Origin of the sequence: Streptomyces ruber (assembly GCF_014648075.1) — a bacterium.
GTDB lineage: Bacteria > Actinomycetota > Actinomycetes > Streptomycetales > Streptomycetaceae > Streptomyces > Streptomyces ruber.
On record NZ_BMQK01000014.1, the window covers coordinates 12,912 to 32,644 of the forward strand.

Here is a 19,733-nt window from a genome sequence, read left to right on the forward strand (position 1 = left end):
TCACCTGCACGGCAACGGATCCGCCGCAGCGGGTGGGGTTGCTCACAGTATGTTTAACTCCGCCACGGCCCGTTCCGGAGCGGCGGCGCGGTGCTCGCCCGCTCCACGAGCCGGGTCGGCACCAGCGTCGTACCGCGCTCGGTGCCCGTGTGACGCATCTTGCGCAGCACGCTCTCCACGCAGAGCCGCCCCACCTCGGCGAAGTCCTGGTGGAGGGTGGTGAGCGGGGGCAGGAAGGAGCTCGCCTCGGGGATGTCGTCGAAACCGACGACGCTGACGTCCCCGGGGACCCGCCGGCCGCGTTCGTGCAGGGCCCGCAGCAGGCCCAGCGCCATCTGGTCGTTCGCCGCGAAGACGGCCGTGCAGTCCGCGCGGTCCGCGAGACCGAGCCCGGCGCGGTAGCCGGACTCCGCCGACCAGTCGCCCCGGACGACGGGCGGCGGGGTGCGGCCCGCCTCGGTGAGCGCCGCGTGCCAGGCGTCCGCGCGGCGCTGGGCGGCGAACGACCCCTCGGGACCCGCCAGGTGCCACACGGTGTCGTGGCCGAGGCCGAGCAGGTGCCGTACGGCGGCGCGGCTGCCGCCGGCCTGGTCGGTGTCGACGACGGTGTACCGGTCGCCCGCGTCGGAGTCCACGACCACGACCTGGACGTGCGGGGGCAGCGCGATCGTCGCCGCGTCCAGCAGGTGCACCTCCATGATCACGATCACCGCGTCGACGGCGAGCTCCTCCAGCCGGGAGAAGGCGCCGCGCACCTCGTCCTGGGTGGGCGCGGCGACCGGCAGCAGGGTCACCGCGTACCCCTCGCGGGCGGCCGAGTTGGCGATCGCCTCCAGCGTGCGGACGTTGCCCGTGGTGGAGAGCGAGAAGGTGATGACCCCCAGCGTGCGGAACTCGCCGCGCTTGAGGGCCCGGGCCGCGCTGTTGGGCCGGTAGCCCAGCTCCTTCATGGCCGCCAGCACCTGCCGCCGGGTCTCCTCCGTCACCCCGGCGTAGCCGTTGGACACCCGGGAGACGGTCTGCGAGGAGACGCCCGCCAGCCGGGCCACGTCCGCCATGGACGCCTGGGTCCGGGTCCGGGCGGGGGTCCGGGCGCGGCTCTGTGCGCCGTGTGTGCCGCCGCCCACGCCCGCCGGGCCCTTGTCAGCCGTCTCCACGCGCCGTCCGCCGCCTTCCCTCCGCGCTGCCCGCGTCACGTTTCCCCCGGGGAGCTCGTCGAACCCTTGACCACCGTCAGTGGGGAGGGTAGACATTCCGCCATCAGATGTTTACGTAAACATAACAGGCCGCGGCCCCGTCGCGGCGCTCGATGTTTACGCAAACATCAGGTGGTGCGGCAGCGGTTCGTCCGAACGGACGGCGGCACACCGTCTCGGTTCCGTTCAGTGACGAGCGAGGAACGACATGACGACGCAAGCGACACCGGCGGCCGCCGGCCCGCGGCCCGCGCCGCCCCCGGCGAGGCGGAACCGCCGCTCCTGGACGGGATGGGGGTTCATCGGCCCCTTCGGCGCCGTGTTCGCCCTGGTCTTCATGGCCCCCATCGCGTACTCGCTGTACCTGAGCCTGTTCCGCGACCGGATGATCGGCGGGAACACCTTCGTCGGGCTCGACAACTTCGAGAAGGTGCTGCAGGACGACGCGTTCTGGTCCTCGCTCGGCCGGGTCTCGCTCTTCCTGTGCGTCCAGGTGCCGGTCATGCTCGGCCTCGCCCTGCTGGTGGCCCTGGCCCTGGACAGCGGCCGGCTGTACGGCAGGGACTTCTTCCGCATATCGATCTTCCTGCCGTACGCGGTGCCCGCCGTGGTCGCCACCCTGATGTGGGGCTTCATGTACGGCACCCGCTTCGGCCTGGTCGGCGACATCAACGACGCGCTGGGCGTCTCGCTGCCCGACCCGCTCTCCCCGGACCTGCTGCTGGCCGCCATCGGCAACATCGTCACCTGGGAGTTCATCGGCTACAACATGCTCATCTTCTACTCGGCGCTGCGGGTGATCCCGCACTCGCTGTACGAGGCCGCCGAGATCGACGGCGCCGGGCAGTTCCGGGTCGTCACCGCGATCAAGCTGCCCGCGATCCGCGGCGCCCTGGTGATCGCGACGATCTTCTCCGTCATCGGCAGCTTCCAGCTCTTCAACGAGCCCAGCATCCTGCAGAACCTCGCGCCCAACGCGATCACCAGCGACTACACCCCCAACCTGTACACGTACTCGCTGTCCTTCAACGCCCAGCAGCACAACTACTCCGCGACGGTCGCCATCGTCATGGGGCTGATCACCATGGTGATCGCCTATGTCGTCCAGCTGCGCGGCATGCGCAAGGGAGCGTGAGGCAGTCATGACCACTCCCGTCACCACCGCCCCCGCCGGTTCCGCGGCCGGCCGGTCCGGGTCCCCGGGCTCCGCGCCCCGGCTGCGCACCCCCCGGCACCGCCACACCCCCGGCAGACCGCGGCGCAGCGTCCTGCTCACCGTGCTCACCGGCCTGGTGCTGCTCTACAGCCTGGTGCCGCTGGTCTGGCTGGTCATCGCCACCACCAAGAGCCAAGAGGGGCTGGCCCGCTCGTTCGGCCTGTGGTTCGACAGCGACTTCGCCCTGTGGAACAACATCGGCGAGACGTTCACCTACGACGACGGCGTCTTCGTCCGCTGGCTGCTGAACACGGTGCTGTACGTCGTGGTGGGCGCCGGCGGCGCCACCCTCCTCGCCGTGCTGGGCGGCTACGCGCTCGCGAAGTTCGACTTCCCCGGACGCCGTGCGGTGTTCGCCGTGATCATCGGCGCGGTGGCCGTCCCGGGTACGGCACTGGCGGTGCCCACCTTCCTGATGTTCAGCAAGATGCACCTGACCGACACCCCGTGGGCGGTGGTCATCCCGTCGCTGATCTCACCGTTCGGCCTGTACCTGATGTGGGTGTTCGCCACCGAGGCCGTCCCCGCCGAACTGCTGGAGGCCGCCCGCATCGACGGCGCGGGCGAGCTGCGCACCTTCTTCCAGGTCGCGCTCCCGCTGCTGGCACCCGGCATCGTCACCGTGCTGCTGTTCACCACGGTGGCGACCTGGAACAACTACTTCCTGCCGCTGATCATGCTCAAGGACCCCGACTGGTACCCGTTGACACTCGGCCTGAAGAGCTGGAACGCCCAGGCCGAGACCGTCGGCGGCGAGGCCGTGTTCCACCTCGTCGTCACGGGGTCGCTGATCACCATCCTGCCGCTGATCGCCGCGTTCCTGCTGCTGCAGAAGTACTGGCGGTCCGGACTCGCCGCCGGAAGCGTCAAGGAATGACCGTGTCCCCGGTACCGGCCACGTGGCCACGAAGAAGTGGAAGCACGACCATGGAGAAGCGCTCCCGCCGCCTGCTGCGCGGCATCGGCCTCGTCTGCGCCCTCGCCCTGGCGGCGACCGCCTGCGGCGGAAGCGACGGCGGCACGAACCCCACGTCGCTCTCCAGGGCGGACATCGAGGCCGCCCTGGAGAAGGGCGGCACCCTCACCGTCTGGGCGTGGGAACCCACGCTCGAACAGGTGGCCGCCGACTTCGAGAAGGCACACCCCGCGGTCGAGATCGACCTGGTCAACCCGGGCGTCAACGGCGACCAGTACACCGCGCTGCAGAACGCCGTCTCGGCGGAGCGGGGCGTGCCGGACGTCGCGCAGATCGAGTACTTCGCGATGGGACAGTACGTGCTCACCGAGGAGCTCACCGACCTGACGGACTACGGCGCCGGCGAGCTCGCCGACGCGTACACCCCCGGCCCGTGGAACGGTGTGAAGGGCGGCGGCGAGGGCATCTACGGCCTGCCGATGGACTCCGGGCCGATGGCCCTGTTCTACAACAAGCGGGTCTTCGACCGGCACGGCATCGACGTGCCCACCACCTGGGACGAGTACGTCGAGGCCGCCCGCGCCCTGCACGAGGCCGATCCGAAGGCGTACATCACCAACGACATCGGGGAGGCGGGCTTCACCACCAGCATGCTGTGGCAGGCGGGTTCGCGGCCCTACCGGGTCGACGGCACCACGGTGGGCGTCGACTTCTCCGATCCGGGTGCCGAGGCCTACACCACCGTCTGGCAGCAGCTGCTCGACGAGAAGCTGGTCACCCCGATCGCCAGCTGGTCCGACGAGTGGTACAAGGGCCTCGCCGACGGCACCATCGCCACCCTCGCCACCGGCGCCTGGATGCCCGCCAACCTCGCCTCCGGCGCGGCGGGCGCCGCCGGTGACTGGCGCGTCGCCCCGCTGCCGCAGTGGACCGAGGGCGGGGCGACCAGCGCGGAGAACGGCGGCAGTGCGCTGACCCTGCCCAGGCTGGGCGCGAACGAGGCCCTCGCCTACGCGTTCGTCGAGTACGCAGGCGCGGGCGAGGGCGTGCAGACCCGCGTGGCCGGAGGGGCCTTCCCGGCGACCGTCGCGCAGCTGGACTCCAAGGAGTTCCAGGACACGAAGTTCGACTACTTCGGCGGGCAGCAGGCCAACAGGATCTTCGCCGAGTCGGCCGCGAACGTCGCCGCCGACTGGACGTACCTGCCGTACCAGATCTACGCCAACTCCGTCTTCAACGACACCGTCGGCAAGGCGTACGTGTCGGACACCCGGCTGACCGACGGGCTGAAGACCTGGCGCGACGCCTCGTTGCGGTACGGCGAGGAGCAGGGCTTCACCGTCGAGCGCTAGCCCGGCCCGCCGCACCTCCCCGTCCGCCGCCCCCGTCACCCACCGGAAGGACCCCATGACCTCCACCCCCCTGTCCCACCTGCTGCGCGGAGCGAGGGGAGACTCCCCCCGCCTCCTCTACGGCGGCGACTACAACCCCGAGCAGTGGCCCCGCGAGGTGTGGGAGGAGGACGTCCGGCTGATGCGCGAGGCCGGCGTCACCACGGTCTCCGTGGCGATCTTCTCCTGGGCCCGGCTGCAGCCGGCCGAGGACACGTGGGACTTCGGCTGGCTGGACGAGGTCATGGACCTGCTGCACGCGGGCGGCATCGGGGTCGACCTGGCCACCGCCACCGCGTCACCGCCGCCGTGGCTCACGCTGGCCCACCCGGAGATCCTCCCGGTGACCGCCGCCGGCGAGACCCTGTGGCCGGGGGCGCGCCAGCACTGGCGCCCCACCTCGCCCGTCTTCCGCGAGCACGCCCTGCGCCTGGTGCGCGAGCTGGCGACCCGCTACGCGGACCACCCCGCCCTGGTCGCCTGGCACATCTCCAACGAACTGGGCTGCCACAACCTGTACGACCACTCCGACGACGCGGCGCGCGCCTTCCGCGACTGGCTGCGCGCCCGCTACGGGACCCTCGACGCGCTCAACCACGCCTGGGGCACCGCCTTCTGGTCCCAGCGCTACAGCGACTGGGAGCAGATCCTGCCGCCCCGGCTCGCCGCGTCCTTCTCCAACCCCACCCAGCAGCTCGACTTCAAGCGCTTCTCGTCGGACGCGCTGAAGGAGTACCTGCGCGCCGAGCGGGACGTCCTGCGGGAGCTCACCCCCGACGTCCCCGTCACCACCAACTTCATGCTGACGCCCGGCATCAAGGGCCTCGACTACGCCGACTGGGCGGCGGAGGTCGACTTCGTCTCCAACGACCACTACGTCCACCCCGGCCCGCAGGCCCGTGACGAGCTGTCCTTCTCCGCCAACCTCACCAGTGGCATCGCCCTGGGGCGCCCCTGGTTCCTGATGGAGCACTCCACCGGCGCCGTCCAGTGGAAGCCCGTCAATGTGCCCAAGCGGCCCGGCGAGCTGGCCCGCGACTCGCTGCTGCACGTCGCGCACGGCGCCGACGCCGTCTGCTTCTTCCAGTGGCGTCAGTCCGCGGCCGGCGCCGAGAAGTACCACTCGGCGATGGTGCCGCACGCCGGTCCGGACAGCGAGGTCTTCCGCGCGGTGACCGCCCTCGGCGCCACGCTGAGGACGCTGGCCCCGGTCGCGGGCACCGAGCGCGAGCCCGCCCCGGTCGGCATCCTCTTCGACTGGGACTCGTGGTGGGCGAGCGAGCAGGACGCCCACCCCACCGAGCTCCTCGACTACCGGCAGGAGGCGCTCGACTGGTACTCCGCGCTCCTCGCCCTCGGCATCCGCGCCGACGTCGTGACCACCCGGCCCGGCACCGACCTCGGCCGCTACCGGCTGCTGGTCGCCCCCGTCCTGCACGTCGTCCCGGAACGGCTGGCCAAGGAGCTCACCCGGTACGCGGAGAACGGCGGCCACCTCGTCACCACGTACTTCTCCGGCCTCGTCGACGAGAACGACCACGTCTGGCTCGGCGGCTACCCGGGCGCCCTGCGCGAGCTGCTCGGCATCCGCATCGAGGAGTTCGCCCCGCTGCCCGCGGACGCGACCGTGGAGCTGGACGACGCGACGACCGGCACCCTGTGGACCGACCGGGTCACCGTCACCGACCCGGAGACGGAGGTCCTCACCCGCTACCGCACCGGCGACCAGGCCGGCCGGGCCGCCGTCACCCGCCGCACCACCGGCAGCGGTTCGGCCGCGTACGTCTCCACGCGGCTCGGCGCCGACGGGCTCACCGCCCTGCTGCCGCGCCTGCTCGGCCCGGCCGGCATCACGAGCGACCTGCCCGAGGCCGCACGGGGGCGGGTCGAGCAGACGGTGCGCCGTGGCCCCGACGCCCGCTTCGTGTTCCTGGTGAACCGGGGCGACGAGAGCGTGCCGCTGGGCGAGCCCGACGGGGAGGTCCTGCTCGGCACCGCCGGCGACGACGGCGCCCTCGTACTGGAACCGAGGGGCGTCGCCGTACTGCGGCAGCCCGCGGACTGACCACCGGGCCCACCGGGACACCGCCCGCACACCACCAGAGCGACCACCACCTCCACGCGTCACGAGTCGGGAGCACACGATGGCACGCCGTACCCGCAGCAGACGGCTCCTCGGGGCCGCCGCCCTCACCGCCCTGGCCACCTCGGCCACCCTGGTCACCGCCCCCTCGCCCGAGGCCCGGGCGGTGACGGCCGAGACCGCCGCCGTCACCGTCCGGCCCGACCCCTCCTACCAGCAGGAGCGGTTCGAGGGCTGGGGGACGAGCCTCGTCTGGTTCGCCAACGCCACCGGCGACTACCCGGACGAGATACGCGAGAAGCTCGCCGGGCTCCTCTTCGGCGACGACGGCCTCGCCCTGAACATCGCCCGCTACAACGTCGGCGGCGGCAACGCGCCCGACGTGCGGGACTACCTGCGCGCCGGCGGCGCCGTCGAGGGCTGGTGGCGGGCGCCCGAGGGCACCACCCGCGAGGACACCGACTGGTGGAGCGCGGACGACCCGGCCGACTGGAACGAGGACGCCGACGCCACCCAGCGCTGGTGGGTGGACCGCATCAAGAAGGACATCACCCACTGGGAGACCTTCAGCAACTCACCGCCCTGGTTCATGACCGAGAGCGGCTACGTCTCCGGCGGTTTCAACGCCACCGACGACCAGCTGAAGACCGAATCGATCGACGACTTCGCCGCGTACCTGGCGGGCGTCACCAAGCGGCTGGAGAAGGCGCACGGGATCGAGGTCGACACCGTCGACCCGTTCAACGAGCCCAACACCAACTACTGGAGCACCCGCCTCGGCGCCGACGGCGAGCCCGTCGGCGGCCGGCAGGAGGGCGCCCACATGGGTCCCGAACTCCAGCAGAAGGTGATCAAGGCCCTGGCGCCCGCCCTGAAGAAGGCGAGGACCAAGGCGGAGATCTCCGCGATGGACGAGACCAACCCGGGCATCTTCGCGCAGAACTGGACCGCCTACGCCCCCGAGGTCCGCGACCTCGTCGGGCAGATGAACGTCCACACCTACGGCACCGGGCAGCGCACCACCGTCCGCGACCTGGCCAAGGCCGCGGACAAGCCGCTGTGGATGAGCGAGGTCGAGGGCGACTGGGGCGACGGGCAGAGCTTCACCGACATGCGGCCGGGCCTCGGCCTCGCCCAGCGCATCGTGGACGACCTGCGGGAGCTCGAACCGCGCGCCTGGGTGTTCTGGCAGCCCGTCGAGGACTACGACAACATGAAGCCCGGCGGCGAGTCGGAGAAGGGCGGCAACTGGGGCAGCATCCAGCTCCCGTTCGACTGCACCGACGAGGACACCCTGGAGACCTGCCCCATCTACACGAACACCAAGTTCGACACCGCCCGCAACTTCACTCACTTCATCCAGCCCGGCGACCGGCTGATCAAGGTGGACGACACCTCCAGCGCCGCCGCCGTGACGAAGGACGGCAAGGGCGCCTCCCTCGTCCACGTCAACGGCACCACCGAGGCCCGTACGGTCACCGTCGACCTGTCCAGGTTCCGGACCATCAGCCGGAACGCCACCGTCACCCCCGTCGTGACCAGCGCCGACGGCAAGCTCGAACGGCACCGGGCGATCAAGGTCGAGGACCGCGCGGCCACCTTCACCGTGCCCGCCCAGTCGGTGACGTCCTTCGTCGTCGAGGGCGTGTCCGGGGTGGCGGAGGACGCCCCGCTGCTGCGCAAGGGCCACACGTACACCCTGACCGGCGTGCAGAGCGGCAAGGCGCTCACGGTCGCGGACGACGGCAGCGGCCTGGTGATCAAGGCAGCCGCCGAGGACACCGCCGAGCGGTCCGGCCGGTGGCGGCTCGCTTCCGTCGGCAAGGACGCGGGCGTCCTCCAGCGGTACGTCTTCACGAACGCGGCCGACGGCGAGCGGCTGGCCGTCCGCGACGGCGCCGCCGTGGCCGAGCCCGACCGGGGCCGGCGCGACGCGGCCGCCCAGTGGCTCCTGTCGACCACCGGTGACGGCACGTACACCCTCGTCAACGCCGGCACGGGACAGCTCCTGGAGGTCGGCGGCCAGGCCACGCACGAGGGCGCGGCCGTCACCGTGTGGCAGCCCAACTCCGGCGCCAACCAGCGCTGGCGGATCGTGGACGTCACGCGGAAGTAGACCGGTCGCAGACCACGCCGTCCGCCCCGTGACCGTCACGGGGCGGACAGCGGCACGTTTCTCCCCCGGTGATGCGGGGACGCGGTGGTCATGGTGCAGATCGGATACACGATGATGACGGAGCAAGCCGGACCCCGTGACCTCGTCGACCATGTCGTCGGCGCGGAGGAGGCCGGTTTCGACTTCTCGGTGACGAGTGACCACTACTTCCCCTGGCTGCGGTCCCAGGGGCACTCGCCCTACGCGTGGACCGTGCTGGGCGCGGCGGCCCAGGCCACCTCTCGCATCCCGCTGATGACGTACGTGACCTGCCCGACGTTCCGCTACCACCCCGCCGTCGTGGCGCAGAAGGCCGCGACGCTGCAGCTGCTCTCCGAGGGCAGGTTCCGCCTCGGCCTCGGCTCCGGGGAGAACCTCAACGAGCACGTCGTGGGCCGCGGCTGGCCGGCGGCCGACGTGCGGCACGAGATGTTCACGGAGGCCGTGGAGATCATCCGCGCGCTGTTCGAGGGCAAGCACGTCACCTACCACGGCAAGCACTACGACGTGGACTCGGCCAAGCTGTGGGACCTGCCCGACGCGCCGCCGCCCATCGGCATGGCCGTCTCCGGCGAGCAGTCCTGCCGCCTCGCCGGCCGCCTGGCCGACCTGGTCATCGCCACCGAGCCCAAGCAGGAGCTGATCGAGGCGTTCGACCGGCACGGGGGAGCGGGCAAGGCCCGGGTCGGGCAGCTGCCGGTCTGCTACGACACCGACCGCGACGCGGCGATCGCCCGCGCCCACGACCAGTTCCGCTGGTTCGGCAGCGGCTGGAAGGTGAACTCCGAGCTGCCGCACCCGGACTCCTTCGACGCGGCCACGCAGTACGTGACGCGGGACGACGTCGCCGAGTCCATTCCCTGCGGTGACGACGTCGACGCGTTCGTGGAGGCGGTGCGGCCGTACGTCGAGGCCGGGTTCACCGAGGTCGCGCTGGTGCAGATCGGCGGGGAGCACCAGCGGCCCTACCTGGAGTGGTCGGAGAAGACGCTGCTGCCCGCGCTGCGGGACGCCTTCGCCTGAGCGCACCACGTGCAGGGGCCCCGGCCAGGTGTGGCCGGGGCCCCTGCTGCAGTCGCCGGATTCACATCGGGCGAGGTGCGGCGCGGGAGTCAGTCGTGGTCGCCGCCGCGCTCGAGCTCGAAGCCGCCGGTCTTCTCGAACTTCCCGCCACCGGCGTGGGTCAGCCCGTAGGGGCCGCCGATGTTGAAGAAGTGGCCGTGCTCGCCGCGGCGACCGTAGTGGCCCTCGACCTCCCAGCCGTCGTCATCACCGTCGCCGAGCCACCCGTGGCCCTTGCCGTCGTGGTTGCCCGAGTACCCGGAGTCCCTCCCGTGGGGGCCGTCGGTCGCGGCCGCGGTACCCGCTCCTCCCACTATGGCAACGGCGGCTGCCAGAACAGTTGCTCCCACAAGACGACGAACGCGCATGTGCGCCTCCTGATTTAACTCTGTCTGCAACCCGTTGTTCCAGACATCTCAGACATTCCACACATCGCGGACGTCTTACGCATGCTTCTCGCCCGGCCACTCGAAAGGGGTCCCGGGGACGGAGCGCAGCGGAGCAGAGGATGCATTCCGCACGGCTCCCCGTGACAATCCGCCGCCGCCCGGACGGGTGCCCGTGGCATGGTGCGCGAGGGGCCCTCGGACGGGCGTCGCTGAGCCGTCCGGGCGCGTCAGCAGGCCTCGGGGAAGTCGTCGGGGGACTCGGCGGCGGAGGGCGTGGCGAGCACCGACAGGAGCTGGGCGCGGTGCAGTTCGGCCACCGGGGCCAACAGGTCCGGATGGCGCAGCAGGACGGCGGCCCGCCGGTCGTGCTCGTCCGGTGCCACCAGACGGCGGAACTCGACGGCCAGACCGTCCAGATGCTCGGTCGTGCCGAGGGCGGTGACCGCGGCGGCGGCCAGCGCGGGAGCGCCGAGGAGGGAGGCGGCCCAGCTCGCGACGACCTCGTCGACCCAGGTACGCCAGGCGGAGTCGGCCTCCCGGTCCCCGCCCCCGGTCCCGCCGTGCGCGGGGCCGTCGGAGCCGGTGATCCAGTCGAGGCGCGCGGAGCCCCCCGGGCCGGCCACCGCCACGAGCGCGGCGTCCATGGACGTCGGGTAGCGCAGCCAGGCGGCGACCGTCACGGCCTGCCGGACCTGTGCCTCGCAGAGCGCGGACGCCAGCACGCCGCCGCCCGTCGGATAGGCACGGGTGAGCCAGCGGGTGGTCGCCGCTATGAGGAAGGAGAGATCTGTGGGCACGTTCGGGCCGTCCGGGTCCAGGGAGGTCCGCCGCCGGCGGACGGAGGGAGCGGGGGAGAGGGGGTGTACCCAAAAAGCTACTGCGCCGTCGGAGTGGGCGAAATGACCCGGACCACACCGGACGGCGTACTGGTCGCGACCCGCCCGAGATGAGTCATGGACCCGATGGTGTGCGGCTGGTGCGCCGGGCGAGAGTGGGGTGCGGAAAGACCGGTACGGTGCGGCCCTGTCGACGGGACGCCGGGACCGCGGCGGGCCGGTGTCGTGCGCCCCGGCCGCGCGTGGTGAACGGAGTACAGCCGATGACAGCTCCCGAGCGGACCGTTCGGCGGCACCCGGCCTCCCGGATCCGGCCGGCGGCGCCGCGACCGTCGCCTCGTCCGCCGGAACGCCGGGGCCGTGGGGTCCGCCGACCGGAGAGCGGACCTCCTCGCCCGGCGGTTCCGGGTGAAGGAGGACCCATGAAGCGTTCCGACGACCACGAGACCGTCGCCCCGGACGCGGGGCTGTCCGCCGACGGCCCGCACGCCGCCCGGCCCGTTGCCCCCGGCGGTCCCCGGCTCCCCCGCGAGCACCGGCGTACCGGAATCCGGCTGGCGCTGGTCCTGGCACTCGCCGCGGTGGTGGCCGGTGCCGTACGCGGACACGGGCTGCTGCTCGCCGCCGGACTGGTGGCCACCAGCGTCTCGATGGACCTCCTCGGCCGGGCCGACCGCCGGCACCGGGAGGCGCTGCACACCGGCCGCGCGACACCGTGAGCACCGCGCCCGGGACGGCCCGTGCGACGGTGCTCGTGGGAGCGTCACCGCCGCCCGGGCCACGGGCCGGGCCCGCCCGCCCGGCCCGCGCCGCCCCGCGCGGCCGCGGGGAAGGGCGTGCCGGGCGCCGGGTCCGGCGGCGTCCGGCACGGGCCTCCGCCCACGGTGGCGGCGCGGCGCCCGTCCGGTCGGCCCGGAACGGGGTGGGCCGGGTGGCCCGCCGCGTACCGCCCGGGCGGCCGTGGGGGAGCGCGCGCCGGGTCCGGCGGCGCTCGGCACGGGCCTCGCCGACGGTGGCGGCGTCACGCCCCGTACGGTCAGTCCCGGACTTCGGCCTTCTCCGGTTCCGTGTTCACCGGGCCGGCCTGCGGTGCCGTCGCCGGGGTGCGTCGTGCGGCGAGCCGTGCGGCGATCGGCTGGGTGTAGCGGGCGGTGAGGGGGCCGAGGATGACCAGGATGAGGACGTAGGCGGTGGCCAGGGGGCCGAGGTCGGGCTCGATGCCGGCCGTGACGGCGAGTCCGGCGATGACGATCGAGAACTCGCCGCGCGCCACCAGCGTGCCGCCCGTCCGCCAGCGCCCCTTCACCCCGACACCGGCGCGCTTGGCGGCCCAGTAACCGGTGGCGATCTTGGTCGCGGCGGTGACGACGGCGAGAGCGAGGGCCGGCAGCAGCACCGGAGGAATGCTGGAGGGGTCGGTGTGCAGGCCGAAGAAGACGAAGAACACCGCGGCGAAGAGGTCACGCAGCGGGGCCAGCAGGTTGTGGGCGCCCTCGGCGACCTCGCCGGACAGGGCGATGCCCACGAGGAAGGCACCGACGGCGGCCGACACCTGGAGCTGCTGGGCGATGCCCGCGACCAGCAGGGTGAGGCCGAGCACGACCAGGAGCAGCTTCTCCGGGTCGTCGCTGGAGACGAAGCGGGAGATGAGGCGGCCGTAGCGGACGGCCAGGAACAGCACCAGGCCGGCCACGGACAGCGCGATGGCCAGGGTGACGCTGCCGGAGGCGAGACCGACGCCGGCCAGCAGCGCGGTGACGATCGGCAGGTACACCGCCATGGCGAGGTCCTCGAGCACCAGGATGCTGAGGATCACCGGGGTCTCGCGGTTGCCCACCCGTCCCAGATCGTTCATCACCTTGGCGATGACACCGGAGGAGGAGATCCAGGTGACGCCGGCGAGGACGACGGCGGCGACCGGGCCCCAGCCCATCAGCAGCGCCGCCGCGGCGCCGGGCAGGGCGTTGAGGGCGGCGTCGACGAGGCCGGCGGGGTACTGGGTCTTGAGGTTGGAGACCAGGTCGCTGGCGGTGTACTCGAGGCCGAGCATGAGCAGCAGCAGTACGACGCCGATCTCGGCGCCGATGGCCACGAACTCCTCGCTGGTGCCCAGCGGGAGGATGCCGCCCTGGCCGAAGGCGAGACCGGCCAGGAGGTAGAGGGGTATCGGGGAGAGCTGGAAGCGGGCGGCGAGCCGGCCGAGGAGGCCCAGGCCCAGAATGATGGCGCCGAACTCGATGAGGAATATGGCAGTGGAGTGCATACGGTGGCCTACTCCTGTCCGAGTATCTCGGCGGCGGCCTGCACGCCTTCCCGGGTTCCGATCACGATGAGGATGTCGCCGCCCGCGAGACGGAAGTCGGGGGTGGGGGAGGGGATCGCCTCGGCCCGGCGCAGCGCCGCCACGATGGACGCGCCGGTGCGGGTACGGATCTGCGTCTCGCCCAGCACCCGCCCGTTCCAGTGGGACACCGAGGACAGCTCGATCCGCTCCGCGACCAGACCCAGGTCCGTGGTGCTCAGCAGGCTCGGACTGTGGTGGTCCGGCAGCAGCGCGTCGATCAGCGAGTCGGCCTCGTTGCTGGTCAGCCGCAGCGAGTGGGCGCAGGCGTCGGGGTCGTCGGCACGGTAGAAGTTCACCGTGCGGGCACCATCCCGGTGTGCGATCACCGACAGGTGCCGGTGCTCACGCGTGGTGAGGTCGTACTGCACACCGATGCCCGGCAGCGGCGTGGTGCTCATCCGTGGAGCGGGCACAGCCCATCCCCCTTTGTATCGTTCTGCTCCTGAGACGGCCGCCGGGTCCTCCCGCGGTGCGGGGCGAAGCGGCCGACCGCACATGTTGCCACCTGCGCCTGAACGGGCAACATGGGTGTCAGCACGGATGGACGGCGGGCTCCGGCGGCGGGGATGATGTCCGGCTGAACGTCTTCTTCGCAGGTCACGGCAGGACAGGTCCGGCAGCAGGTGGGCGGGGAGAGTGGATGCGGGAGCCCACCCGGAAAGGCGGACGGATGTCGTTGTCGCGGTCGTTGCGGTCTCCGTTGTCGTTGTACTGGCGGATCTTCCTGCTCAACGCGGCCGTCCTGGTGGTCGCGGTGCTCCTGCTGCTCGGCCCCGTCACGGTCTCCACCCCCGTCCTGCACGGCGAGGCGCTCGTGCTCGGCGTGGGACTGGCCGCGATGCTCGTCGCCAACGCCGCCCTGCTGCGGGTCGGACTGGCCCCGCTGCAACGGCTCGCCCGCGCCATGGCCACCGCGGACCTCCTCAGGCCCCGCAGCCGCCCGGCGGTCACCGGCCACGGCGAGATCGCCGAGCTGACGGCCTCCTTCAACGCCATGCTCGACCGCCTGGAGTCCGAGCGCGCCACCAGCAGCGGCCGTGTCCTCACCGCGCTGGAGGGTGAGCGGCGGCGCATCGCCCAGGAGCTGCACGACGAGATCGGACAGACCCTCACCGCCGTGCTGCTGCAGATGAAGCACACGACGGACCGGGCCCCCGCCCCCGTGCGCGAGGACCTCACACAGGTGCAGGAGGCCGTCCGCAGCAGCCTGGAGGAGATCCGCCGCATCGCCCGCCGGCTGCGCCCCGGTGTGCTCGAGGAACTCGGCCTGCACAGCGCGCTGCGGGCGCTCGCCGCGGAGTTCACGACGCCCGGCCTCGACGTACGGCCCCACATCGATCCCGGACTGCCGGCCCTCGACCAGGACACCGAGCTGGTCTTCTACCGGGTCGCCCAGGAGTCCCTCACCAACGTCGCCCGCCACTCCGGCGCCGGCCGCGCCGAACTGCGGCTGCGCTCCCTCCCGCACGGCGGCGTGGGCCTGCTCGTCCGTGACGACGGCAAGGGCGTCGGCGGCGCGGCCGAGGGCGCCGGCATCCGCGGCATGCGCGAACGCGCCCTCCTGATCGGCGCCGACCTCACCGTCGCGGCACGCCGCGGCGGAGGCACCGAGGTCCGGCTGGAGATCACCGGACCCCAGGGCCCCCAGGGTTACCGAGACAGCAGCAGCGAAGAACACGGAGCCGAGGAACAGACCCGATGACCGCACCTGTGACCGCACCCGTGCGCATCCTGCTCGCCGACGACCACGCCCTCGTGCGCCGCGGAGTGCGGCTCATCCTCGACAGCGAACCCGACCTGACGGTCGTGGCCGAGGCCGACGACGGCGCCGAGGCGGTCGCACTGGCCCGCACCACCCCGGTGGACCTGGCCATCCTGGACGTCGCCATGCCCCGCGCCACCGGGCTGCAGGCGGCCCGCGAGCTGTCCCGCATCCGCCCCGAGGTGCAGATCCTCATCCTGACCATGTACGACAACGAGCAGTACTTCTTCGAGGCGCTCAAGGCGGGGGCCAGCGGGTACGTCACCAAGTCGGTCGCCGACCGCGACCTGGTCGAGGCCTGCCGCGCCGCCGTACGGGGCGAGCCCTTCATCTACCCGGGGGCGGAGACCACCCTCATCCGCAAGTACCTGGACCGGGCGCGCCAGGGCGACGCCCTGCCCGCCAGGCCGATCACGGAACGCGAGGAGGAGATCCTCAAGCTCGTCGCCGAGGGCCACACCTCGAAGGAGATCGGCGACATCCTGTTCATCAGCATCAAGACCGTCGAACGCCACCGCGCGAACCTCCTGCAGAAGCTCGGTCTGCGCGACCGTCTGGAGCTGACCCGCTACGCCATCCGCGTCGGCCTGATCGAGCCGTGAACACCGGGCGTCCGCACCTCGCTCGGCGGGCGCGCGGCACACGCCGGGGCGGGCCGGACGTGCCGGGAACGGGCCCGGCGGAGGTCCGTGGCCCGGCCGCCGCGAAGCGTGCCACCGTACCCTGCCCTTCCGCGCGAATCCTCTACAGTGGGTGTAGATGCAGGTCATCCTGTGTCCTTCACTGTTTTCCGACGTGTCATGAGAAGGAGCGACGGTCCAGCGATGGGTGAACCTCCCAGTCCCTGCCGTGCCATACCCCGCCGTCCACGACGTGCGACGATCCAGAGGGCGGGGGTGGCACGGTGACCGAGGTCCTGCTGCTCCTGCTCGCCCTGCTGCTGACGCTGGCCTGCGCGGTCTTCGTCGCGGCCGAGTTCTCGCTGACCACCGTCGAGCGCAGCGACCTGGAGCGGGCCGCCGAGGCCGGTGAGCGCGGCGCGGAGAGCGCGCTCCAGGCCGTACGCCGGCTCACCCTCCAGCTGTCCGGCGCCCAGCTCGGCATCACGGTCACCTCCCTGGTGATCGGCATGCTCGCCGAGCCCTCCTTCGCCGCCCTGCTCAGGGGCCCGCTGGAGGCCGTCGGCCTGGGCGGTGCCGCCTCGCCGGTGGCGACCGTCCTGGGCGTGGTCCTGTCCACCGTCGTGCTGATGGTGGTGGGCGAACTGGTGCCGAAGAACTGGGCGATCTCCCGCCCGATGGCCGTCGCCAAGGTGGTCGCCGGGCCGCAGCGTGCCTTCACCGCCGCGTTCGGTCCGTTCATCCGGAACCTCAACAGCACCGCCAACCGGTTCGTGCGCCGCATGGGCCTGGAGCCCGCCGACGAACTGGCCTCCGCCCGCAGCCCCGAGGAACTCGTCGCGCTCGCCCGGCACTCGGCCGCCGAGGGCGCCCTGGAGGCGGACTCCGCCGAACTGTTCGTCCGCACCCTGCACCTGAGCGAGCTGACCGCCGAGAACGTGATGACCCCGCGCGTGGACGTCAAGGCCCTCGAAGTGCACGCCACGGCCGCCGACGCGGCGAACCTCGCCCACGCCACCGGCCTGTCCCGCTTCCCGGTCTACCGCGACCACCTGGACGAGGTCACGGGCACCGTGCACATCCGCGACGTCCTCGCCCTGCCGCCGGAGAAGCGGGCCACCACCCCGGTCACCGACCTGGCCACGGCGCCGCTGCTGGTCCCCGACAGCCTGCCCGCCGACCGGCTCCTGGAACGGATGCGCGCCACCCGCACCATGGCCGTCGTCATCGACGAGTACGGCGGCACGGCCGGTGTCGCCACCGTGGAGGACATCGTCGAGGAGGTCGTCGGCGAGGTCCGCGACGAGCACGACCCCGTCGAGGCGCCGGGCCTGGTGCCCGCCCCGCGCACCGGGGACGGCCGCGACACCTGGGAGGCGGACGGCAGCGTCCGCATCGACCAGCTCGCCGACATGGGCCTCGCCGCACCCGAGGGACCGTACGAGACGGTGGCCGGACTGGTCGCCACCCGGCTCGCCCGGATCCCCGTCAAGGGCGACACGCTCGACATCGACGGCTGGGAACTGGCCGTGCTCGGCGTCGAGCACCACCGCGCGGACCGCGTCCGCATCACCGCACCGGCCGGCCGGCCGGACGCCGAGTCGCTCGAACACTCCCTGGAGGAGGCCCGATGACCGCCCTGCAGCTCGCCATCGGCGTCCTCACCCTGCTGACCAACGCGTTCTTCGTCGGCGGCGAGTTCGCGCTGATCTCCGTGCGCCGCAGCCAGGTGGAGCCCCGCGCCAAGGAGGGCGACACCCGGGCCCGTATGACCCTGTGGGGCCTGGAGCACCTGTCCGCGATGATGGCCACCGCCCAGCTCGGCATCACGGTCTCCTCGCTGGTCCTCGGCGCGGTCGCCGAACCCGCCATCGCGCACCTGCTGGAGCCCGTGTTCGAGTCGGTGCACGTGCCGCACCCGCTGGTGCACCCGATCTCCTTCGTCATCGCGCTCACCCTCGCGACGTACCTGCACATGCTGATCGGCGAGATGGTGCCGAAGAACATCGCGCTCGCCGCCCCGGTGAAGACCGCGCTGCTGCTCGGTCCGCCGCTGGTCGCGCTCACCCGGGCGCTCAAGCCGGTGATCTTCGGCATCAACGCCTTCGCCAACACGCTGCTCAAGCTGCTGCGCGTGGAGCCGAAGGACGAGGTGGAGTCCGTGTTCACCGACGACCAGCTCGCCCGGATGGTCGTCGACGCGAGCGAGGCCGGACTGCTCAGCCCGGCCGACGGGGAGCGGCTGCGCGACGCCCTGGAACTGGGCACCCGCCCGGTCGGCGAGATCCTGGTGCCCAACCCGGACATGCGCACCGTCGGCCACACCGTCACCCCGGCGCAGCTGGAGCGGACCGCCGCAGAGGCGGGCTTCTCCCGCTTCCCGGTGACCGGCCCCAACAACACCCTGCTCGGCTACCTGCACATCAAGGACACCCTCGGTGTCACCGAGCGCGACCGTCCCTTCCCGCGCGAGGCGCTGCACCCGGTCACCCGGGTCCGCATCGACACCCCGCTGGACGACGCCCTCACCGCCATGCGGGCCACGGGCAGCCATCTGGCCGCGGTCACCGGGGAGAAGGGCGCCGTGCTCGGCTTCGTGACGATGGAGGACGTCCTGACGGAGCTGGTCGGCCCGGCCCCGGCCGCCGTCTGACCAGGGGCCGGCCCGGACGCACCCCGCCCGGGCCGGCCCACCCGTGCTTCTCCCGCGCACCGTGCACCCCGCGCACCGTGCACCGCTGAAGGAAGAACCCGTTGAACCGCATGACGACGGCGACGGCGACGCCCCGGGACGGGACCGAACGGTTATCCGCCGCCCAGGCCGTGGCCGCGCGCTGCCGCGCCGTGACCGACGCCCGCTGGTTCGCCGTCGGCGTCCTCGTCCTCGTCCTCGCCAACGCGGTGGTGCTCGGCGTGGAGACCTACGCCGGAGTGGTGCACCACTGGCACGACGAGCTGAAGACGGCCGAGCGCGGCTTCCTGGCCGTGTTCACCGTGGAGATCCTGCTGCGCGCCGGCGCCCACGCCGACCGGCCCCGGGACTTCCTCCGCGACCCGTGGAACCTCTTCGACCTCGCCGTGGTCCTGTGCGCGTTCCTGCCCGTCGTACGGGAGAACGCCACCGTGCTGCGGCTGCTCCGGCTGGCCCGCGTGCTGCGCGCCGCCCGTTTCCTGCCCCAGCTGCGCGTGGTGCTCGTCGCGGTGGCCCGCAGCGTGCCCGGCACGGTGAGCTTCCTGCTGGTGGGCGCGCTGCTGCTGTACGTGTACGCGATGGTCGGCTGGGTCTTCTTCGCCGACGGCGACCCCGAGCACTACGGCTCCCTCGGCCGCGCCGTGCTCACCCTGTTCCTGCTGATGACCCTCGACGGACTCGGCGACGCGGTGCGCGCCGGTCTGGAGATCTCCCGCTGGAGCATCGTCTACTACGCCTCGTACGTGCTGCTCGCCTCCTTCGTCCTCGTCAACGTGCTGATCGGTGTGGTCCTCACCTCGCTCGACGAGGCCCGGGACATGGAACGCGGGCAGAGCGGGCCCGTCCGGCCGCCCGCCGCGGAGGACGGCGGCGAGGACGGCCACGCGCAGCGGGTGCGTGACCGCATCGCCAAGGCCCGCGCCGCCCTCGACGAACTGGAGGAGAGCCTGGGACACCGGCCCGTTCCGCCTCGCGGGGAGACCGGGGAGACCGGGGAGACCGGGGAGCGGGTGCCCTCCGGCTCGGCACGTGTGTGATCCGGGTCACCTTTCGTGGGTTGACCGAGTGTGC

At 72.4% G+C, this 19,733-nt stretch carries 17 protein-coding genes; 12 read left to right on the top strand and 5 right to left on the bottom strand.

Annotated features, from left to right (window positions below):
• Positions 1-53: 53 nt before the first annotated feature.
• On the bottom strand, positions 54-1,058 hold the full coding sequence (locus IEZ04_RS25050; RefSeq protein WP_189219369.1) for a LacI family DNA-binding transcriptional regulator: 1,005 nt from the start codon (positions 1,056-1,058) through the stop codon (positions 54-56).
• Positions 1,059-1,404: 346 nt separating this feature from the next.
• Between IEZ04_RS25050 and IEZ04_RS25055 the strand changes: the two genes are divergently transcribed.
• The 6 genes from IEZ04_RS25055 to IEZ04_RS25080 all read left to right on the top strand — a co-directional run bounded on the left by IEZ04_RS25055 (position 1,405) and on the right by IEZ04_RS25080 (position 9,980).
• Positions 1,405-2,331, top strand: coding sequence for a carbohydrate ABC transporter permease (locus IEZ04_RS25055; RefSeq protein ID WP_189219209.1), 927 nt, complete (start codon positions 1,405-1,407; stop codon positions 2,329-2,331).
• A gap of 7 nt (positions 2,332-2,338) precedes the next feature.
• Complete coding sequence (locus IEZ04_RS25060) at positions 2,339-3,289, top strand: carbohydrate ABC transporter permease (protein WP_189219210.1); 951 nt, start codon at positions 2,339-2,341, stop codon at positions 3,287-3,289.
• A gap of 50 nt (positions 3,290-3,339) precedes the next feature.
• Complete coding sequence (locus IEZ04_RS25065; RefSeq protein ID WP_189219211.1) at positions 3,340-4,680, top strand: extracellular solute-binding protein; 1,341 nt, start codon at positions 3,340-3,342, stop codon at positions 4,678-4,680.
• 55 nt (positions 4,681-4,735) lie between these two features.
• On the top strand, positions 4,736-6,784 hold the full coding sequence (locus IEZ04_RS25070; protein WP_189219212.1) for a beta-galactosidase: 2,049 nt from the start codon (positions 4,736-4,738) through the stop codon (positions 6,782-6,784).
• 79 nt (positions 6,785-6,863) lie between these two features.
• Complete coding sequence (locus tag IEZ04_RS25075; protein ID WP_189219213.1) at positions 6,864-8,918, top strand: glycoside hydrolase; 2,055 nt, start codon at positions 6,864-6,866, stop codon at positions 8,916-8,918.
• 90 nt (positions 8,919-9,008) lie between these two features.
• A complete protein-coding gene (locus IEZ04_RS25080; RefSeq protein ID WP_189219214.1) occupies positions 9,009-9,980 on the top strand; it encodes an LLM class F420-dependent oxidoreductase in 972 nt (323 codons plus the stop codon).
• Between the two features lie 89 nt (positions 9,981-10,069).
• Here IEZ04_RS25080 and IEZ04_RS25085 read toward each other — a convergent pair whose 3' ends face one another.
• Both IEZ04_RS25085 and IEZ04_RS25090 read right to left on the bottom strand, forming a co-directional pair.
• Positions 10,070-10,387, bottom strand: a complete 318-nt coding sequence (locus IEZ04_RS25085) for a hypothetical protein (RefSeq protein ID WP_189219215.1) — start codon at positions 10,385-10,387, stop codon at positions 10,070-10,072.
• A 248-nt stretch (positions 10,388-10,635) separates the two neighbouring features.
• Positions 10,636-11,205 carry a hypothetical protein gene (locus tag IEZ04_RS25090; RefSeq protein ID WP_189219216.1) on the bottom strand — a complete coding sequence of 190 codons (570 nt, stop codon included), beginning with the start codon at positions 11,203-11,205 and terminating at the stop codon, positions 10,636-10,638.
• Between the two features lie 461 nt (positions 11,206-11,666).
• Between IEZ04_RS25090 and IEZ04_RS25095 the strand changes: the two genes are divergently transcribed.
• Positions 11,667-11,963, top strand: coding sequence for a hypothetical protein (locus IEZ04_RS25095; RefSeq protein ID WP_189219217.1), 297 nt, complete (start codon positions 11,667-11,669; stop codon positions 11,961-11,963).
• 317 nt (positions 11,964-12,280) lie between these two features.
• Here the strand turns inward: IEZ04_RS25095 and IEZ04_RS25100 are convergent, their stop codons facing one another.
• Both IEZ04_RS25100 and IEZ04_RS25105 read right to left on the bottom strand, forming a co-directional pair.
• A complete protein-coding gene (locus IEZ04_RS25100; protein WP_189219218.1) occupies positions 12,281-13,507 on the bottom strand; it encodes a cation:proton antiporter in 1,227 nt (408 codons plus the stop codon).
• An 8-nt stretch (positions 13,508-13,515) separates the two neighbouring features.
• Positions 13,516-14,001, bottom strand: coding sequence for a cation:proton antiporter regulatory subunit (locus tag IEZ04_RS25105; RefSeq protein ID WP_189219219.1), 486 nt, complete (start codon positions 13,999-14,001; stop codon positions 13,516-13,518).
• Positions 14,002-14,288: 287 nt separating this feature from the next.
• Here IEZ04_RS25105 and IEZ04_RS25110 point away from each other — a divergent pair, with 287 nt between their 5' ends.
• From IEZ04_RS25110 to IEZ04_RS25130, 5 genes are all read left to right on the top strand, one after another.
• Entirely contained in the window at positions 14,289-15,290 is a 1,002-nt protein-coding gene (locus IEZ04_RS25110) for a sensor histidine kinase (protein WP_189219220.1), read from the top strand.
• Positions 15,287-15,952 (top strand): response regulator, encoded by a 666-nt coding sequence (locus tag IEZ04_RS25115; protein WP_189219221.1) that lies wholly within the window; start codon positions 15,287-15,289, stop codon positions 15,950-15,952. Before IEZ04_RS25110 ends, IEZ04_RS25115 begins: the two co-directional genes overlap by 4 nt.
• Positions 15,953-16,254: 302 nt before the next feature.
• A complete protein-coding gene (locus IEZ04_RS25120) occupies positions 16,255-17,604 on the top strand; it encodes a hemolysin family protein (RefSeq protein WP_189219222.1) in 1,350 nt (449 codons plus the stop codon).
• Positions 17,601-18,623 carry a hemolysin family protein gene (locus IEZ04_RS25125; protein WP_189219223.1) on the top strand — a complete coding sequence of 341 codons (1,023 nt, stop codon included), beginning with the start codon at positions 17,601-17,603 and terminating at the stop codon, positions 18,621-18,623. The genes IEZ04_RS25120 and IEZ04_RS25125 overlap by 4 nt, the downstream gene beginning before the upstream one ends.
• A 110-nt stretch (positions 18,624-18,733) precedes the next feature.
• Complete coding sequence (locus IEZ04_RS25130; RefSeq protein ID WP_189219370.1) at positions 18,734-19,699, top strand: ion transporter; 966 nt, start codon at positions 18,734-18,736, stop codon at positions 19,697-19,699.
• The last annotated feature ends 34 nt before the right edge of the window (positions 19,700-19,733 follow it).

What these genes read in the sequence shown, in the direction of transcription:
- IEZ04_RS25125 (WP_189219223.1), top strand. Translation starts at nt 17,601, where the DNA reads ATGACCGCCCTGCAGCTCGCCATCGGCGTCCTCACCCTGCTGACCAAC.
- IEZ04_RS25055 (WP_189219209.1), top strand. Translation starts at nt 1,405, where the DNA reads ATGACGACGCAAGCGACACCGGCGGCCGCCGGCCCGCGGCCCGCGCCG.
- IEZ04_RS25065 (WP_189219211.1), top strand. Translation starts at nt 3,340, where the DNA reads ATGGAGAAGCGCTCCCGCCGCCTGCTGCGCGGCATCGGCCTCGTCTGC.
- IEZ04_RS25100 (WP_189219218.1), bottom strand. Translation starts at nt 13,507, where the DNA reads ATGCACTCCACTGCCATATTCCTCATCGAGTTCGGCGCCATCATTCTG.
- IEZ04_RS25115 (WP_189219221.1), top strand. Translation starts at nt 15,287, where the DNA reads ATGACCGCACCTGTGACCGCACCCGTGCGCATCCTGCTCGCCGACGAC.
- IEZ04_RS25075 (WP_189219213.1), top strand. Translation starts at nt 6,864, where the DNA reads ATGGCACGCCGTACCCGCAGCAGACGGCTCCTCGGGGCCGCCGCCCTC.
- IEZ04_RS25130 (WP_189219370.1), top strand. Translation starts at nt 18,734, where the DNA reads ATGACGACGGCGACGGCGACGCCCCGGGACGGGACCGAACGGTTATCC.
- IEZ04_RS25080 (WP_189219214.1), top strand. Translation starts at nt 9,009, where the DNA reads ATGGTGCAGATCGGATACACGATGATGACGGAGCAAGCCGGACCCCGT.
- IEZ04_RS25050 (WP_189219369.1), bottom strand. Translation starts at nt 1,058, where the DNA reads ATGGCGGACGTGGCCCGGCTGGCGGGCGTCTCCTCGCAGACCGTCTCC.
- IEZ04_RS25060 (WP_189219210.1), top strand. Translation starts at nt 2,339, where the DNA reads ATGACCACTCCCGTCACCACCGCCCCCGCCGGTTCCGCGGCCGGCCGG.
- IEZ04_RS25070 (WP_189219212.1), top strand. Translation starts at nt 4,736, where the DNA reads ATGACCTCCACCCCCCTGTCCCACCTGCTGCGCGGAGCGAGGGGAGAC.
- IEZ04_RS25085 (WP_189219215.1), bottom strand. Translation starts at nt 10,387, where the DNA reads ATGCGCGTTCGTCGTCTTGTGGGAGCAACTGTTCTGGCAGCCGCCGTT.
- IEZ04_RS25095 (WP_189219217.1), top strand. Translation starts at nt 11,667, where the DNA reads ATGAAGCGTTCCGACGACCACGAGACCGTCGCCCCGGACGCGGGGCTG.